Raw genomic sequence first — 15,855 nt, forward strand, 5'->3', positions numbered from 1 at the left:
AAATGTAAGGGAAATGTAAGAGGATTGAATGGCATAATTGAGCGCTTCTCTTTAAAATAAGTTTATAGAACACATATTGTGTGAGGAGGTTACTACCTTGGGGTGGGAAAAAGTAAAAAAGCGAGTGATTATTACTGGAATTGCGATAGTAGCTGCGATTGTACTGCTCCTACCAACACAGTTTGGTCCAGTAATTGATAAATATAATCCATTTTATAAAACGAAGGAATATTATACGGTTGTAAATAGTATCGGTCAGCACATTGGCGATGATTGGTACGAATATGAATTTGTTGCATATGACGAAAAAGGAAGAGAACAAAAGATAAAGAAAACTGTAAAACATATGCTAAAAAAGGATGAAACATTGAAAGTTTTCGCAAAAGGACGTTATGGTGAATCGTTAGTAGAGATTGAGCCTCAAAATATACCTGTGCAGGCGAGAAGTAAGATTATAGAGACGAGATAAAGTAAACTTTTCATGTGCGAAATACTTGTAAGAGTAACTATTAAATTACATTACAGGTACCTTACAGTTTTGTAATGTATGTGTAAGATAATTCAATAGTTGTTATTTATGAATTCTATTACAATACAAGTAGAAAGTTTAAAAATATAACTTTCTGTTTGAAATGATGATGAATGTTTGAAAACCAACTAACTATTGAATAAGCCTTATCTCATAGAGAGATGGGGCTATTTTTTTAAACCTTACAACATTGTAAGGTTTACGTAAGTTAATTCGATGGCTTGTTTGTCATATTTTTTGCATAATAGAAAAAGATAAGAAATTAGGGAGATACGAAGAAGGGAGAAGAATGGGATGCGAAAAGAAGAAGTAGTGAAGTTTCAGATAAAAGATTTCTGTAGCTACTTTACTGTTGCCGCAATATGTATTGGACTTTTTGATATAATTACAAACTTAATTGTTAAATAATATAGATGATAAAACAAGAAGGAGATCCCTTCTTGTTTTTTTATTGCTTTTCATGTGGAATAGCATATTAAAATAGATGTGAGAGGTGATAGGAATGAAGTGGATTGATAGTCATATACATTTGGACCAATATGAGAATAAAGAGCAAATGAAATTAATTGATGATGTGAAAAGAAGTGGTGAGATTGATGGATTAGTTGCAGTATCAATGAACTATCATTCTTGTCAAAAAACATTATCTTTAGCAAAACAATATCCATTTGTATATCCGGCACTGGGGTTTCATCCAGAACAGATGATTAATAAAAAAGAATGTGGACAAATTTATAAGTTAATTGAAGCAAATGTAGAACGACTTGTTGCGATAGGTGAGATTGGCTTACCATATTATTTACGGCAAGAAAAGAAAGATATTGCAATAGACCCTTACATTGAAATATTGGAGAGGTTTGTGGCTTTAGCAAAACGGTACGACTTACCAATTGTGTTACATGCAGTTTATGAAGATGCTGATATTGTATGTGATGTACTTGAACAGTATGAGATTTCACGTGCGCATTTTCATTGGTTTAAGGGAAGTAATGAAACGATGGAACGAATGATTCAAAATGGGTACTATATTTCTATTACACCGGATATTATACAGAAGGAGAAAATTAGAAAAATCGTATCGTTCTATCCGCTAGAATATATAATGGTAGAAACTGATGGACCATGGCGGTTTTATGAGAATGTCATGACGCATCCAAGTATGATTCAAGATGTATTAAAAGAAATAAGTTTGATAAAAAATATTCCTATAGATAAGGTTGCAGAGAAAATTTATGAAAATACAGTTCAATTTTATTTGAAAAGGTAGTAGATAAAAGGTCTCGCTTATATTTGGAATAAACAATGCCAAGCACGAGTTGATGCTTGGTATTGTTCTAGGATTCAAGTTGTTTTGCACGTTGTATTAATAAAAGAAATACAATCAAGAAAACTCCAAGGATGAGAAAAAAGCCATACTTTTGTAGGGTGTTCATCGTGTTACTTAAGGAAAAAGGCTTATCAATCTCGATCCCATCTTTATTAGAAGTAATGTGGATATCCCTCGTCTTCACTTTATTCGATTCTGTTTGTAAATCGATCCATTCTATATTTGGAATACTTTCTAATTCACTTAATAGTTCTTTGAAAGGTTTAATCCCTAAGTATGGATGATAGAAGGCACCGATTATCCCATCTGATAGCTTTGTAAATGATAATGCACGTTCCTTCATTTCAGTAGAAGCATGAGTGTTTCCCTCTTCTATAAAACCGACTGTTTCAGGAAGCAACTTCATTCCATGCAAAAATGATGGTGTACTTGTAAAGGCTGGTGAGTGCATAGTTTTCCATGTTGTATCACCTAATTGTAATTGCCCTATATAAGTTGAAAAGTAACGTGATAATATTTCGTATCCTTTTTGTGATATTGCATAGTGCGGTGCTTCAAAAGCGAGTGGGTATAATTTAGCTACTGTGAGTTCTTCAATTCCTTTTTCAATATGTTCTGTTATATATGTTTCTTCGAATTTTTTACCGTTTTCTATGTATTCGTTATAAGAAGCATCTGATTCAAAATCCTGTCTCGTTTTCAATTGTTCATGATTGGGATAAAGGATAGGTTGATCCGTTTTTACATCCCAAAATTCAAAACCCTCACCTGTTTCACTATCATAAAATTGATGGGTATAGCCATGCATCACAATGGAGCCACCGTTGTCCTGCATAAAACGTAATACGTCTATTAATTCTGGTTTATCTTGTAAATGGATTGTTTTTCCTGTATCTGGATCTGTGTAGACTGGGATAACAGTGAGCATATAGGGGATTTTTTTTCCCTTTAATAACTCGGCAATCTCTTTTAATTGTTTTATATCTGATGCCGGATGAATATCTTCTAAGCGTAAATAAGCTCTATGTTTATTTGTTTCAGGACTTTGCTGAAAATAAGAAAAGAGCATTTCACCAACATAATGAGATGTCCAATCAAAAAGCTGAGATGTCGCTACATAATAGGATTGATTTTGTTTCACGATAAAGGGATATGTCCCGTTTGAGCTTAGCGCATATGCAAGAGGTTTTTCGGTTGTATCAAGTTGTCTAATTAATCGTTCCTCATGTAATTTATTTTTAAGTTGATGTGTTGGGTACGTTATAGTGTTAATTCCTATATCTTCTTTTTTTAATGTAATAAAAGAAAAACGATTAGGTAATTGTTCTATGTTTTGACCAAGAAATAGTACAGGCCCTGAAAAGCTCTCTAGAAATTGTTTCGTTTCAGCAGAGATTTGCTCTTTTTTTTCGCCCACGTAAATCACATGCGTATAAGAAGGGGTAGTAACTTCATTTGCTTTTTTTGAATTTTTTATGGTTATATCATTTGTAAAATGGCCTATTAAAGTATTTAAAATCTGTATATCATTTGTAATTTGTCCGTTTTCTGCGCTGTATAAAACCAATACTTTTGGTTTTTTTGTTGTTTGAGCAGAGGTATGGATAGGAATGAGTAGTAAAGTAGTGAGAAAAAGTAATAACTTTCTTTTCATGTAGATAGTCTCCTATTCTTTGTGTGGAATTCAATTTACAATTATATATAAAGGAAAAGATGGAATCCATTTGAAATGGATATTGGAAAACATTACATATAGAAAAGATGGGAAGGAATGTTACATTTTTTATAAAGTTTCATAATTTGTTTTTCAGAAAACCAGTCTAAAGCATGATGTGAAGGTGGATGATTGTTTGGTATGATTTAAGAGTAATAGAATGCAGGTGATTGTAAGGAAAGGCTGAAAGGGGACAAATTTCAGCATAGAAAGAGGTAGAGGTAGTGAAAAAATTCTTTGTAGGGTTTTTAGTTGTTCTTGGGGTGTATTTGTATTTTCAAGGAGAGTCTGAAGGAATGGAAAGATTCATGAATCAAACAAGTTATGTTGATTCAGAGGAAGTAAAACAAATGAAGCAAATTATTACTGAAGAAGCAAAGAAAGTAAATCTGCCAGAATGGATACCTCTTACAATTGCCGAGCATGAAAGTCGTTTCAACCCACGGAGTGTTGGAGACAATGGCACTTCTTTTGGATTGTTTCAGTTACATAGAGGTGGGGGGCTTGCTCCTGATAACTTAACGGACGAGCAGTTGAAAGATCCACGGACAAATGCCCAAATTGCAATGCCTCATTTAATGAAAGGGTATAAAAGAGGTGTACAAAAAGGACTGACAGACCTTGAATTACTAAAATATATAGCAAATACGTCCGGTTGGCCTGGCAATCTAGGGACTGAGTGGACGGATCAAAATATGAAGTATAACGTTGGGCTAGAGGACGTGTACTATCGAAATAAAGGGACAATGAAGGAGTAGGTGCTAAACACCTACTCTGTTTTTTTATGAAGAAAGTTCATCATTCTTTATCTGTATGTATAAAATATCGTTCAAGTTGCTCTTTTACATCTTCTAATTTGGTAGAAACCTGTGGAATTTTGTAACCGACATATAATGGTGAAACAACAAAACGAGGAACCACTTTACAAATAATCTTTCCGGAAAGATGATAGAAGAATAAGTTATAGCTGCTACATCCTTTATGAAAATCTGCTAGTATGTAACGCACAGTTTGCTGAATATAATGTGCCATCATATCGATTGCTTTTATGTCTTCAATGATAATGTTAAACTCGGTGAAACCAATAATTGGTCGTGTAGAGATATTAAGTTCAATTTGGTCGTCTTTTCTTACAGTCACGCCTTGAAAGTTTTCAGGTGCTATGTTTTCCTGGTAGTCTACATATTTCATTCCGATGATTTGCATATGCGCATGATGCAAACTTCCACCTGAAAATGGACCATGATTTTTATACAAAATAACAGATGTAAATTTATTGCTATTTTCTAACGCTAGCCAATGTTTAATAGAGAAGCGAATTAACTTTCTCATGTGTTCGGATGTGTAGGTCGCAATATGATCATCACAATTATCCGTTTCGATAAGAACTGTCTGGAACGTATCTTTCAGTGTTGGAAATTTATTTTGTAACCAGATGATAGAGCTGTCTGTTTCTAAAAGATCAGTAAGGTTTTCCGTATCGCAAAAAGGACAAGCTGTATTTTTATTACGGATGCTTTCCGGTTTTTGCTTGCCGATATCATTTAAAAAATAAAGTTGTTGTGTATCCATTCGTATATGCCCCTTTGAAAGTATATGTAAAATTCCCGTCTACTATATTCGTGAAAAGAAAGGAGAAATCCTTTATAGTGAGAAAATGAGAAGGAAGGGGCCACAACTTTTAATAGAAAAAACAAAAGACCAAATATCCTAATTATATGAGGGTATCTGGTCTTTTATTTTTTCTGTAATAATGTGTATGGATAATATAGCGTATTTTCATTCTGTTTCTTTTTTCTATTTTTCAGTGTGTGTAAGGCAAAGATTGTACCTACAATTGTAAAGATGGCTTTCTTCATATTCATTTCCCCTTTCTATTGTTCATTTAATTCTTGGCTAACTGCTTTGGCGTCAATTAAAGCATGTAGAATCATTTTTACCATGTTCATCATTTTCATTCACTCCTTTTTATAGTAGGTTTAGTTCTTTTACAACTGCTTGTCCATTTACTAATACCTCGAAGATTGCTTTTACGATATCTTTTATCATGATTAATTCCTCCCGTTATCTGTCTCTTGTTTACATCTTTATTGTATAAGGAGGAGTCATTTCGTACTATCGCTTTCCATTACGTGAACATAACAGTTTTGTAAGATTGGATGTAATTTGTTGAAATGTTTAGTCTATCTTCATTATTTTCAGAAAAATGACTATTCAAACATCAAATGGGAAAGTATAATAAAGAAGTAAGTATTAAATTCCGTACGAAAGGAGTGAATGAGATGAAACGTTCTTTAGCTGCGCGCGCAAAATTTTTAGATTTTATCTATTTTTGTCGTGCGATTTTTCATGATGTGATTGCTAACGGGATACGTATGCCCTTTTTTAGTAATTGCATAGTAGCTATTGAACGATAGAAATCTCTTCACCCATTTTATAAGACGTGTGAAAAGGGGGCTATTTTGCTTCCTTTTTCTATGCCAAAAACCATGGGGAAAGTTTCTTTCCTCATGGTTTTTTACGTTGAAAGGAGTATGGAAAATGACAATCTGTAATGTAAATAATGTAACGAAATCTTTTGGTGGAAACATCATATTTGAAAATATATCGCTTGAAATAAAGAGTGGCGAACGAATTGGATTAGTTGGACGAAATGGTAGTGGAAAGACAACGATTTTTCAGTTGTTAACAGGAATTGAGGGCGTAGATGCTGGTGTAATTCATATGAAGAAAGGAACTCGTATTGGTCACGTAGCACAAATTCCGAAGTTTGATGATGAAATAACTGTATATGATGTATTAAGCTCTGCCTTTGTAAAAGAGAAAGAACTAGAGATAGAAATGCGTAGTTTAGAGAAACGTATGGCAGAGGAACAGGATTCAACAGATTTAGAAAGGTTAATGGAGAAGTATGGGGCAATACAAGAGCAATTTTCGTTTTTAGGCGGTTATGAAATAGAGGCAAATATTATGAAGGTAGCAAATGGTTTACAAGTAACGGAGCTATTTTCTCGAGTTTTCACTGAGTTGAGCGGTGGGGAGCAAACGAAAGTAAGTCTTGCCTATATGCTATTACAGAAACCGGACTTACTCCTGTTAGATGAGCCGACAAACCATTTAGATTTATTTGCGGTAGAGTGGCTTGAACAATTTTTGAAAGAGTATACGGGAACAGTTGTGATCATTTCGCATGATCGTTATTTTTTAGATGAAGTTGTTACGAAAATTTTTGATTTAGAAGATGGAGAACTTCATGTGTATCAAACCAATTACTCGCAGTTTGTGAAGGAAAAGGAAGAAAGGCTACTGCAAGAATTTCAATCTTATCAGGAACAACAAAAGAAGATAAAGAAAATGAAAGAAGCAATTAAACGCTTAAGAGAATGGGCGAATCAAGCTAATCCGCCGAATGAAGGATTGCATAAACGTGCTAGAAATATGGAGCGCGCGTTAGAACGGATGGAAAAATTGAAGAAGCCAATTTTAGAAAGAAAGCAGATGGGACTTCAGTTTGAAGGGCAAGAGAGAAGTGGAAAAGATGTTGTTGTAATGAAAGAAGTTAGTAAAGGTTTTGCTAATCGTACCTTATTCCAGAAAGCAAATTTACATGTTCGTTTTCAAGAGCGAGCAGCTATTGTTGGGCGCAATGGTACAGGGAAAACAACATTATTAAAGCTATTGTTAGAGGAAATGAGACCGGATGCTGGCGAGGTTCGAATTGGTAGTGGTGTGAAGATCGGTTATTTATCGCAGCATGCATATGAGAACGTGAAATATAATGTATTGGAAGCATTTAGGGAGCATGTAGTTGTAACAGAAGGAGAAGCTCGCCATATATTAGCTCGCTTTTTATTTTATGGTCCAGCTGTTTTTAAAAAGGTTAATCAGCTTAGCGGTGGTGAAAGAATGAGATTACGGTTGGCACAGCTTATGTATCAAGATGTAAACTTCCTTGTGTTAGATGAGCCGACAAACCATCTTGATATTGAATCAAGGGAAGTGCTAGAAGAAGCTCTCGAACAATATAATGGAACAGTCCTTGCTGTTTCACACGATCGTTACTTTTTAAATAAATTGTTTGAGAAAACATATTGGATTGATGAGCACACATTGTTTGAATTTGTTGGGAATTATGCTTGGGCACGTCAGAAATGGGCAGAAAGAATAGAGAAAAAAGAAGTGAAACGACAAGAGGTTCCAAAAATAAAGGTGATGAATGTAAAGAAGAAAGAAGCGAGTAGTGTAGAAGAAATTGAAGATAAGCTAATATATATAGAAGAAGATATATATATGCTGGAGTGTGCAATGGAAGAAACAAGCAATGTTGAAATACTCGAACAGTTATATAAAGAAAAAAAGGAAAAAGAACGATTACGGGCGGAATTATATAATCGATTGGATAGTGTGATGGAATAGATAAAAGGAAAACAAGTCATCCCTGTAGAATATGCGAGGGTGGCTTGTTTTGTATGACTACCCTTTAGCTTAAAATGAAAATAGTATAATTTTCTTGCAGTTATATTATGAAAACACTTTTCAAAATGTTGGTGTGACTGAAAGAATATTTCAAAAATGCGAGGAGAATTTTATGTTAGGATACGCACGTATCATTACAATTGTTATGATTTGCATGGTATATATAAATCATGTTTCACGTGAAACAGAAAATTTACAAATCTTTGTTGGAATTGCGTGTTTAATTTATGTTATAAATCACATTTTACTGATCAAACCACATCAAGGGAGAAGGGGAGAATTTTATGTATTCCTTTCAAACGGGGTAGTTACAGCACTATTAGGTTTCTTATTTCCTGAGACATGTTTATATTTAATTATATTTGGGATTGATGCCGTAGGTGTGTTTATTCATAACTGGCGGAAAGTAGTTGTATATTTTTTTATTGTTTTTTTCTTTGTTTGTTGGTTTGCTATTTTACTATATACGTATCAACATACTGGAAAGATAGAAGTGGATAGTAATGCTATTAATTTTATGTTCGTTGTCTTCAGTGCTTTAGCCGGGAACCTAATTAAAAAGCTGACAGTGGCCCATCAAACCGTCGATGATCAATACGAAAAATTGACATTATCACACAAGGCTTTAAAAGAAGCACATGAACAGCTACAGCTATATGCGAAGGAAGTGGAAGAATTAACCGCAGTACGGGAAAGGAACGATATTGCCCGAGAAATTCATGATACAGTTGGTCATAATATGACAGCTTTACTTGTTCAGTTACAACTTGCGGAAGCCTTATGGAAGCAAAAATCGGATGTTACAGAAGAAGTTTTACATACATGTTATGAATTAGCTAGAAAATCCCTGCAAGAAGTAAGGGCGTCAGTCCGTGCACTGAAGGAAGAAAAGGATTTAGGAAACATCATAGAAGGTATGAAGGGGATGCTACATGATTTTTCAAAGGTAACAAAAGTACAAGTAGCTTTTCATTTACAAGGAGATCCAATTATCATTCCGTTGTCATTACAGCCTACCTTGTTGCGTATTATGCAAGAGTCATTAACGAATGCAAAACGCCATGGAAAAGCTAGTTTATGTGAAGTGAAGTTATCTTGCCTGGATGAGAAAGTGGTATTATCAATCTCTGATAATGGCATCGGTGTAAATGAAGTGAGTCCTGGTTTTGGATTAATGAATATGAAAGAACGTGTAGAGGAACATGGCGGCATGATTCGATTTGAGAGCGAAAAGGAAAAGGGATTTCGATTAAAGGTTGAGTTCCCACTGAAGGAAAAGATATGGATAGTAGGAGGAACAAGATGATTCGTATTATGATCGTTGATGATCAGTCACTTATTCGTGATGGTTTAGCAATGCTATTAAATTTACGTCCAGAACTTGAAGTGGTAGGAACAGCTAGTGATGGAGATGAAGTGGTTGACAAGGTAGAAAAATTACAACCTGAAATTATTTTGATGGATATTCGAATGCCTCGTATCAATGGTGTCGAAGGGACTCGTTTAATAAGGAAAAGGTTTCCTGACATGAAGGTTCTTATGTTAACGACATTTAATGATAGTGAACTTATTTTTGAAGCTTTGGAACAAGGAGCAAGCGGTTATTTATTAAAAGACATGGAGACAGGTGCAATAGTTCAGGCAATATTGACAGTCTATGGAGGAGGGGCTGTTCTTCCGCAGGATACAACAGCTCAAATTGTGAAGGAATTAAAAAGAACAAAAACAATGGATATATCAGAGGGAAATCAGCCGAAGCAAATGGAACAACTAACAGGGCGCGAAGTAGATGTATTAAGGGAGCTTGGATTTGGATTGAGCAATAAAGAAATTGCTAAAAAATTGTTCATTACAGAGGGGACTGTAAAAAATCATGTTTCTAATTTAATTAGTAAGCTAGAGCTGAGGGATCGGACACAAGCCGCTATATATGCGGTGAGATATGGTATTACAACATACACATGACTTTTGGCATAGAGAAGAATCAAAAAGTAGCAGATTACGCTACTTTTTTTATTTTGTATTTCTATCTTAAGGATGATGGAAGAAAGAGGATGCTTTTTTACAATGAGATTGAAGATGAATGTAAAGGGGCTGAATCGACATGTTAGTCGTAGATCATATTACAAAATCGTTTGGGAAGAAAGAAGTTGTAAAGAATGTATCTTTTGAAGTGAAGAAGGGGGAAACGTTTGGTTTGCTTGGCCCAAACGGTGCAGGGAAATCAACGACAATATCAATGATTTGTGGGCTGATTCCATATGATGGTGGCGACATCAAAGTTGGAGGGAAGTCCGTAAAAGAATATCCATTAGATGCGAAAAGGAAGATTGGTATTGTTCCGCAAGATATTGCCTTATACCCTACACTTTCAGCCAAAGAAAATTTAATCTTTTGGGGAAAAATGTATGGTTTAAGTGGGGCGATTGCGAAGAAACGAGCTGATGAGGTATTAGTATATGTTGGTTTACAAGATCGAGCAAAAGAAAAAATTGAAACATTTTCAGGTGGAATGAAACGCCGGATTAATATAGGTGTGGCACTTATGCACGAACCAGAGTTATTAATTATGGATGAGCCGACGGTTGGGATTGATCCACAATCACGGAACCATATTCTAGAAACGGTAAAAGGATTAAATGAGAAAGGTATGACGGTCATTTATACGAGCCATTACATGGAAGAAGTGGAGTATTTATGTGAACGAATTGCTATTGTTGACCATGGAAAGGTGATTGCATTAGGAACGAAAATGGAGCTATGTAATCGTCTTGCTGATGGCTTTATGGTGAAGTTACAACTGAATCGTTATAAAGAGGAGCTGCTGCAGAAAATAAAAGAAATACCAACTGTAGAACGGATTGTCATCGAAGAGGATACAAATACGTTTGATATTGGACTACAGAATGGAGAAGCTGTCGGTACAGTTGTTTCGGTAGTTGTAGAAAATCATGTGCAAATTTTAAAGCTTGAAGTGCAAGAACCAAATTTAGAGGCTCTCTTTTTACAGTTAACAGGGCGTTCACTTCGTGATTAAGGAGGTTAGGAACTCATGAAAAGTTTTATTGTTGCATGGAAAGATTTAAAAATTCGTTTAATAGACCGACGTGGATTTATGATGATGTTACTTATGCCACTTCTATTAACGGCTATTTTAGGATCAGCACTAAGTAACACATTCGATAGTGGAGGATTACCTAGAACAGTAATTGGTTATTATCAAGAAGGAACAGATGAGTTTGCAGATATATTTCAAAAAGATGTATTGCAGTCAAAGGAAATAAAAGATGATGTAAAGATAGAAGTCGTAACCTCACAAAAAGAGTTAGAGGATATGATAAGAGAGCAGAAAATTGATGTTGGAATTATGATTTCGAATGGGTGGAGTGAACATATACAACACGGAAAATTAAAAGAAGCAAAATTAATTACAGATCCATCAAAAGATATACAAGCAAAAATAGCTGAAACGTTTATCCGTTCTTTCTCAGAGCGTGTGCAAACAGTTGCAGTTTCTACTGAGACCGTCGTAACAGATCTAGCAAAATCACGGCCGGAGAATATTGAACAGTTTGCAAAACAGGTAAGCGCTAATCTACAAACAGTAGCGACTTCAAATATAGAGGGAATTGAAAAAGGAACAGTCGGCCCAAAAACAGTTGCTGCGATGCAATATTATGCTGCGGCAATGTTAGTCATGTTTTTATTATTTAACATAACAGTTGGAGCAAAATCTATTATAACAGAGCAGCGAACGGAAACATTAGCAAGGCTATTAAGTACACCGACAAGTTCATTTGCCATTCTCATAGGGAAGTTTTTTGGAACGTTATTGTTCGCATACCTTCAATTTGAGGTATTTGTAGTTGCTACTCATTATGCTTTTGATGTGAATTGGGGAGAAGATATCTCCCAGGTTACCGTAGTCGGAATTTCTTATGGGATCTGCGTAGCAGGTTTATCTATGCTCATCGCAGCATTTATTCGTGAGGAAAAAACAGCGGATTTAATGGGGGGAATCGGAATTCAGTTGTTAGCCATACTAGGAGGATCTATGTTACCAATCTATACATTTCCAGATATCCTGCAAACCATTGCTAATATCGCTCCAAATAAATGGGCGCTTACAAGTTTTTTAAATATCATGTCGGGTACATCGTGGTATACGTTATTTCCAGTTATCTTAAGTTTATCTAGTGTGGGTATTATATCCGTTATCATCGGAACTTTCCGTTTGCGTATGAGATAGGGGGAGAAATCATGAAAAAAATTTGGGCGCTTTGCTGGCTAGAGTTAAAACAAATCTTAATTAAGCCACAAAGCTATATGCTTATGTTCGGAATGCCTATTATTTTTACAATTATTTTTGGAGGGCTTTTAGGGGAGAGTGGAAATACGAAAGTGAATATTAGTTTAGTAGATCAAGATGGATCTATATTATCTAACTCCTATTATAAAGAAATAAAGAAAAGTGATTTAATTTCTATAGAGAAGGTAACGTATGAAGAAGCAAAACAGAAAATTGAAAAGAAGAAGTCCTCAGGTATTGTGACAATTCCAAAAGATTTTCAAAAGAGTATGGCAGCCGGGAAAATAGAGAAGGTTAAATTTCAATCGAGCGCTGATTTTACCGGGGGAGCATCTGTAGAACAGATATTACAAAGTGCAATAAAAAAGATGGAAATAGAAGTAGCGGCAGCAAGAGATTCAGAGCAAATAGGGGGGATGTCTTGGGAGAAGGTGTATGAAACGATTCATACAAAGGTAGAACCGGTTTCACTTCAAAAAGAATCCATTGCACTAGGGGAGAAAAAAATGAATAACGTAACAGGGCGGGCTGCAGGATTTTCTATTCTTTTTGTAATGATTGTAATGCTAAGTGCAACAGGAACAATTTTAAAAGCAAGACAACTGGGCGTTTGGTATCGTCTATTAGGAACGCCTGTTTCAAAGGCTCAAATACTAGGAGGATATATACTTTCTTTCTTTTTAATCGGATGGATTCAATTTGGTACTTTAATGGTATTAACGAATGTCCTGTTCGGTGTACAGTGGGGAAATTTATTAGGGACGATCATACTTGTTTCGGTATTATTACTAGCAGTCATTGGTTTAGCTTTATTCTTAGCCAGTATTGTGAAGACAACGGATCAGCAGTCAGCTTCAGGTAATCTCGTTGTTGTTTCAACTTGTATGATTAGTGGGTTGTATTGGCCTATTGAAATTGAACCTGAATGGATGCAAAAAGTAGCAAACTTTGTTCCACAAACTTGGGCAATGCGCGGGTTTACCGAATTGATTGCAAGAGGAGGAACGTTAGCAGATATAGCAGGATATGTTGGTATACTTATGCTATTTGCTGGTGTATTCTTCATAGTTGGTTTAACAAGAATACGTTATGATTGAAAAAAGAAAGCAGAGTTTACAGCTTCGAACGCTGAACTCTGCTTTCTTTTTGTGTATCGTCTTCTCCTATAGAAATGCTAATTGCAATTCCGAGCATAAAGAGAAATGCTAAAAAGAGGACGAACTTTGGGAAGAACGGAAACAGTAGCAATGCCCCGACTATCATGAATGTCAAAGCAACATAGTGCAAGACATATAGGAATAGTTTGTCCATATTTTCGCCCCCTTTTTGGTAATTTGTTATTAGCCTATGCCTGTCGATGGAATAATAGACTGATTTTTAAACAGTTTCTTTCGTGCGTATAAAATGAATAATTGACAGGGTAAAGGGGGCTACTACTTCGTTATATAGGTAGAAAATATATGGTATATTATTAAATTTACCCAAATTAAAGATTTAACAACATTTTCGTGAAGGTTATTGAAATATTTAGTGTAGAAAGAATTGACAAAATATTATGAAGGGTATAATCTAATAACCATAAAGTCTACCGGAAAAGTTGGAATAAAGATGTTACCCCTCATAAATATCTATTTTTTGTATTTAAAACCGACTTTTCCGATGTGTTATAAAATGTTGCTGTGGGAGGTATACATAAGGCAAGCAGTTCATAAAGTGTAATTATTAAAAAAAGTTAGGGTGGGGACAATGAAGAAAAAGACAAAAAAATGGGCTGGTGTATTTTCAGTATTACTGAGTAGTTCGCTTGTGTTATCTGCTTGTGGGGGACAGGAGGATAAGGCTTCAACGGAACCAGCAAAACAACAGGATGTAAAAGATTTAAAGATAGAGAAGGTTACAGCGACAGATAAGTCGAAAAATCCTGAGAAAGCGAAGCAGAGAAAAGATACACTTATTGTAGGAATTTCAAAGCCTGGTGGTGTGTTCTTACCATATTTCCAAGAGAATGGTTGGGACGGTAACGTAACATCAGTTATATTTGCGTCTCTTGTATCAACAGATAAACAAGGGAAGCCAGTTCCAGAGCTTGCAGAGAAATGGGATGTATCTTCTGATCAATTAAAGTACACGTTCCACTTACGAAAAAATTTAAAATTTAGTGATGGTTCACCGTTAACAGCAGATGATGTGGCATTTACATTAACATTGCTACATGATAAGGCTTATGAGGGTGGTACAGATATTTTACAATATGCAATTAAAGGCGGAAAAAATTATAAAGAAGGAAAAGCTACGTCTATTGAAGGAATTAAAGTAGTTAATCCACAAACAATTGAAATTACGACAGAAAAAGTAAACTCACAAGCATTAGTAAGCTTGGGGGGACCTGTCTTATCTAAGGATTATTATGGAAAAGATTATAAGCAAAATACAAGCTTAAACTATTTAAAAGATTTATATGGTAAACCAATTGCGGCAGGGCCTTATAAATTTGAAAAGTATGTCCCAGGTCAAGAAGTACGATTTGTGGCAAATGAACATTATTATGCTGGTAAACCAAAAGTTAAAAACTTTATTTATAAAATTACAACACCAGACACGAATTTCCAGCTATTCCAAACAGGAGAAACCGACTATGATGGGTTTGCTGCTAATAATGACAACATTGAACAATTAAAGAGCTTAGGCTTTGCTAACTTCAATATTGAAACAGTGAGCTCATACTCATTCGTTTACCTTAATAATAAGAAGCCATATTTAAAAGACAAAAAAGTACGACAAGCGCTTATTTACGGATTAGATCGTAAAAAATATGTAGATACATACTTCCAAGGGAATGCTTCTGTTGCGAATATACCGATTTCACCGACATCATGGGCATATGATGATAAGGGTATAAATCAATATGAGTACAATTTAGAGAAAGCGAAAAAATTGTTAGATGAAGCTGGTTGGAAAGTTGGATCTGATGGCATTCGTGAAAAAGATGGACAGAAATTAAAGTTGAGTTATTATGCGGCAAGTGGAAGAAAGCAAGAAGAGGTATTTATACCAATTGCGAAAGAGAATTATAAGGCGTTAGGTGTGGAGTTTAATCCGGAAATCATGGACTTTAATACACTTGTTTCGAAGCTTAAAAAGTTTGATTATGATTTAGCAGCTGTTGCGACACCTATTATTTCTGATCCGAGTGAAACTGTAGATGAGTTTGAATCTACGCATCCAGATAACTCGGCTGGTTATAGTAATCCCAAAGTAGATGAATTAATTAAAAAAGGTATTGAAACGGTAGATATTGAAAAAAGAAAACCTATTTATAAAGAATTATATAAAGAATTAAGCGATGATCCCCCTGTCATTTTATTAAATTACCGTAAAAGCATTTCAGCACACAATTCACGTGTAAAAGGAATTAATCCAGAAAAATACGATAGCATTAGTTCAAACTTACCTGTTTTATCTATTGAACAATAGGGATAAGTAATTAATGAATAGAAGAC

The 15,855-nt window shown here is 35.0% G+C and carries 15 protein-coding genes; 11 read left to right on the top strand and 4 right to left on the bottom strand.

What is annotated here, in order from left to right:
• Positions 1–97: 97 nt before the first annotated feature.
• Positions 98–469 carry a YxeA family protein gene (locus CN288_RS22090; protein WP_026592736.1) on the top strand — a complete coding sequence of 124 codons (372 nt, stop codon included), beginning with the start codon at positions 98–100 and terminating at the stop codon, positions 467–469.
• Between the two features lie 562 nt (positions 470–1,031).
• Positions 1,032–1,796, top strand: a complete 765-nt coding sequence (locus CN288_RS22100) for a TatD family hydrolase (RefSeq protein WP_090694066.1) — start codon at positions 1,032–1,034, stop codon at positions 1,794–1,796.
• A gap of 67 nt (positions 1,797–1,863) precedes the next feature.
• Here CN288_RS22100 and CN288_RS22105 read toward each other — a convergent pair whose 3' ends face one another.
• On the bottom strand, positions 1,864–3,510 hold the full coding sequence (locus tag CN288_RS22105) for a DUF2334 domain-containing protein (protein WP_098303107.1): 1,647 nt from the start codon (positions 3,508–3,510) through the stop codon (positions 1,864–1,866).
• Between the two features lie 284 nt (positions 3,511–3,794).
• On the opposite strand from CN288_RS22105, the gene CN288_RS22110 reads away from it, so the two are divergent.
• Positions 3,795–4,328, top strand: coding sequence for a transglycosylase SLT domain-containing protein (locus tag CN288_RS22110; RefSeq protein ID WP_026592740.1), 534 nt, complete (start codon positions 3,795–3,797; stop codon positions 4,326–4,328).
• A gap of 40 nt (positions 4,329–4,368) precedes the next feature.
• Here CN288_RS22110 and CN288_RS22115 read toward each other — a convergent pair whose 3' ends face one another.
• Positions 4,369–5,142: a DUF4931 domain-containing protein gene (locus tag CN288_RS22115; protein ID WP_098303108.1), complete on the bottom strand. Its 774-nt coding sequence runs from the start codon at positions 5,140–5,142 to the stop codon at positions 4,369–4,371.
• Between the two features lie 164 nt (positions 5,143–5,306).
• Positions 5,307–5,435, bottom strand: a complete 129-nt coding sequence (locus tag CN288_RS22120; protein ID WP_026592742.1) for a hypothetical protein — start codon at positions 5,433–5,435, stop codon at positions 5,307–5,309.
• 417 nt (positions 5,436–5,852) lie between these two features.
• Here CN288_RS22120 and CN288_RS28975 point away from each other — a divergent pair, with 417 nt between their 5' ends.
• The 7 genes from CN288_RS28975 (at position 5,853) to CN288_RS22155 (ending at position 13,452) form a co-directional block, all read left to right on the top strand.
• Complete coding sequence (locus CN288_RS28975) at positions 5,853–5,987, top strand: RAxF-45 family protein (RefSeq protein ID WP_016132219.1); 135 nt, start codon at positions 5,853–5,855, stop codon at positions 5,985–5,987.
• 124 nt (positions 5,988–6,111) lie between these two features.
• The gene (gene abc-f, locus CN288_RS22130) at positions 6,112–7,986 is read left to right on the top strand and encodes a ribosomal protection-like ABC-F family protein (RefSeq protein WP_026592744.1); all 1,875 of its coding nucleotides are present in this window, start codon (positions 6,112–6,114) and stop codon (positions 7,984–7,986) included.
• A gap of 172 nt (positions 7,987–8,158) precedes the next feature.
• Positions 8,159–9,352 carry a sensor histidine kinase gene (locus CN288_RS22135; protein ID WP_098303109.1) on the top strand — a complete coding sequence of 398 codons (1,194 nt, stop codon included), beginning with the start codon at positions 8,159–8,161 and terminating at the stop codon, positions 9,350–9,352.
• Positions 9,349–10,011, top strand: coding sequence for a response regulator (locus CN288_RS22140; protein ID WP_098303110.1), 663 nt, complete (start codon positions 9,349–9,351; stop codon positions 10,009–10,011). Before CN288_RS22135 ends, CN288_RS22140 begins: the two co-directional genes overlap by 4 nt.
• Before the next feature lie 139 nt (positions 10,012–10,150).
• Positions 10,151–11,083: an ABC transporter ATP-binding protein gene (locus CN288_RS22145; protein WP_026592747.1), complete on the top strand. Its 933-nt coding sequence runs from the start codon at positions 10,151–10,153 to the stop codon at positions 11,081–11,083.
• A 15-nt stretch (positions 11,084–11,098) separates the two neighbouring features.
• On the top strand, positions 11,099–12,295 hold the full coding sequence (locus tag CN288_RS22150; protein ID WP_026592748.1) for an ABC transporter permease: 1,197 nt from the start codon (positions 11,099–11,101) through the stop codon (positions 12,293–12,295).
• A gap of 11 nt (positions 12,296–12,306) precedes the next feature.
• Positions 12,307–13,452, top strand: a complete 1,146-nt coding sequence (locus tag CN288_RS22155) for an ABC transporter permease (protein WP_026592749.1) — start codon at positions 12,307–12,309, stop codon at positions 13,450–13,452.
• Between the two features lie 16 nt (positions 13,453–13,468).
• On the opposite strand, the gene CN288_RS22160 is transcribed toward CN288_RS22155, so the two are convergent.
• The gene (locus CN288_RS22160; protein ID WP_026592750.1) at positions 13,469–13,666 is read right to left on the bottom strand and encodes a hypothetical protein; all 198 of its coding nucleotides are present in this window, start codon (positions 13,664–13,666) and stop codon (positions 13,469–13,471) included.
• Positions 13,667–14,101: 435 nt separating this feature from the next.
• On the opposite strand from CN288_RS22160, the gene CN288_RS22165 reads away from it, so the two are divergent.
• The gene (locus CN288_RS22165; protein WP_098303111.1) at positions 14,102–15,829 is read left to right on the top strand and encodes an ABC transporter substrate-binding protein; all 1,728 of its coding nucleotides are present in this window, start codon (positions 14,102–14,104) and stop codon (positions 15,827–15,829) included.
• The last annotated feature ends 26 nt before the right edge of the window (positions 15,830–15,855 follow it).

It is taken from the genome of Bacillus sp. AFS023182 (genome assembly GCF_002560575.1).
Classification (GTDB): domain Bacteria; phylum Bacillota; class Bacilli; order Bacillales; family Bacillaceae_G; genus Bacillus_A; species Bacillus_A arachidis.

Bases quoted from the DNA above. Each gene is read 5' to 3' on its own strand.
- CN288_RS22100 (WP_090694066.1), top strand. From the start codon at position 1,032: ATGAAGTGGATTGATAGTCATATACATTTGGACCAATATGAGAATAAA.
- CN288_RS22105 (WP_098303107.1), bottom strand. From the start codon at position 3,510: ATGAAAAGAAAGTTATTACTTTTTCTCACTACTTTACTACTCATTCCT.
- CN288_RS22115 (WP_098303108.1), bottom strand. From the start codon at position 5,142: ATGGATACACAACAACTTTATTTTTTAAATGATATCGGCAAGCAAAAA.
- CN288_RS22120 (WP_026592742.1), bottom strand. From the start codon at position 5,435: ATGAATATGAAGAAAGCCATCTTTACAATTGTAGGTACAATCTTTGCC.
- CN288_RS28975 (WP_016132219.1), top strand. From the start codon at position 5,853: ATGAAACGTTCTTTAGCTGCGCGCGCAAAATTTTTAGATTTTATCTAT.
- abc-f (WP_026592744.1), top strand. From the start codon at position 6,112: ATGACAATCTGTAATGTAAATAATGTAACGAAATCTTTTGGTGGAAAC.
- CN288_RS22135 (WP_098303109.1), top strand. From the start codon at position 8,159: ATGTTAGGATACGCACGTATCATTACAATTGTTATGATTTGCATGGTA.
- CN288_RS22140 (WP_098303110.1), top strand. From the start codon at position 9,349: ATGATTCGTATTATGATCGTTGATGATCAGTCACTTATTCGTGATGGT.
- CN288_RS22145 (WP_026592747.1), top strand. From the start codon at position 10,151: ATGTTAGTCGTAGATCATATTACAAAATCGTTTGGGAAGAAAGAAGTT.
- CN288_RS22150 (WP_026592748.1), top strand. From the start codon at position 11,099: ATGAAAAGTTTTATTGTTGCATGGAAAGATTTAAAAATTCGTTTAATA.
- CN288_RS22155 (WP_026592749.1), top strand. From the start codon at position 12,307: ATGAAAAAAATTTGGGCGCTTTGCTGGCTAGAGTTAAAACAAATCTTA.
- CN288_RS22160 (WP_026592750.1), bottom strand. From the start codon at position 13,666: ATGGACAAACTATTCCTATATGTCTTGCACTATGTTGCTTTGACATTC.
- CN288_RS22165 (WP_098303111.1), top strand. From the start codon at position 14,102: ATGAAGAAAAAGACAAAAAAATGGGCTGGTGTATTTTCAGTATTACTG.